This is a genomic window from Escherichia sp. E10V10 (genome assembly GCF_004211985.1).
Taxonomy (GTDB): domain Bacteria; phylum Pseudomonadota; class Gammaproteobacteria; order Enterobacterales; family Enterobacteriaceae; genus Escherichia.
On the sequence record NZ_RHJO01000025.1, the window covers coordinates 1 to 1,207 of the forward strand.

1 protein-coding gene is annotated in these 1,207 nt (G+C 49.1%); it reads left to right on the forward strand.

Annotated features, from left to right (window positions below):
- Nucleotides 1-79: 79 nt before the first annotated feature.
- A protein-coding gene (locus D9736_RS20300; RefSeq protein WP_130259042.1) for an IS3 family transposase occupies nt 80-1,191 on the forward strand; the annotation gives its coding sequence in 2 pieces (ribosomal slippage) (nt 80-341 and nt 341-1,191; 1,113 coding nt in all).
- Nucleotides 1,192-1,207 lie beyond the last annotated feature (16 nt).

Here is a 1,207-nt window from a genome sequence, read left to right on the forward strand (position 1 = left end):
TGTAAGTATCCCGCATAATCGTGCCATTCATATTTAGAGATCATCCGGCATAATCAATCTGCCAACGAAGGAGATCGCTATGCGTAAAGCCCGTTTTACTGAGCATCAGATCATCGCTGTGATTAAGTCAGTTGAAGCCGGACGAACCGTTAAAGATGTCTGCCGGGAGGCCGGTATCTCTGAAGCCACCTACTACAACTGGAAGTCCAGATACGGCGGCATGGAGGCTTCTGATATAAAAAAAATCAAGGATCTTGAGGACGAGAACCGCCGTCTCAAACAGATGTTTGCTGACCTGAGTCTGGAGAACCGGGCGCTGAAAGACGTTATCGAAAAAAAGCTTTAAAACCAGCCTTTAAGCGTGAGCTGGTCACTCATCTGATAACGACATTCGGACTCAGTATCCGTCAGGCCTGCCGGAGTCTGAACCTGAGCAGAACGGTTTACCATTACCGCCCGGATACCACGCGTGATGAACTCGTTATTGCCGCCCTGCAGGCTGCGGCTGAGCGATACCCGCGATACGGATTTCCGAAGCTTTTCCAGATTCTGCGACGGCAAGGATACTCGTGGAATCACAAAAGGCTCCACCGTATTTACTGTCTGCTGAAGCTGAATTTTCGCCGTAAGGGCAAACAACGACTGCCGGTACGCAATCCCTCACCACTGGCTACGCCAGAAGCGCTGAACCAGAGCTGGTCTGTCGATTTTATGCATGATGCGCTGGCCTGTGGCCGTCGTTTTCGCACGTTCAATGTCGTTGATGACTTTAATCGTGAGGCGTTATCGATTGAAATCGATCTGAATCTGCCAGCTCTGCGAGTGGTCCGTGTACTTGACAGGATCGCGGCAAACCGCGGTTATCCGGTCATGCTGCGCATGGATAATGGTCCGGAATTTATCTCTCTGGCGCTGGCTGAATGGGCAGAGATACACGCAGTAAAACTGGAGTTCATCCAGCCGGGTAAGCCGACGCAGAACGCTTTCATTGAGCGTTTTAACAGGACATACCGTACAGAAATACTCGATTTTTATCTGTTCAGAACGCTGAATGAAGTACGGGAAATTACGGAGAAATGGTTATCAGAATATAACTGTGAACGCCCGCATGAATCACTGAACAATATGACACCGGAGGAATACCGACTTCACCATTATTTGGCCGGGTTCTCAAAAAATGCATGGAACTAAAACGGGTCTATTTACA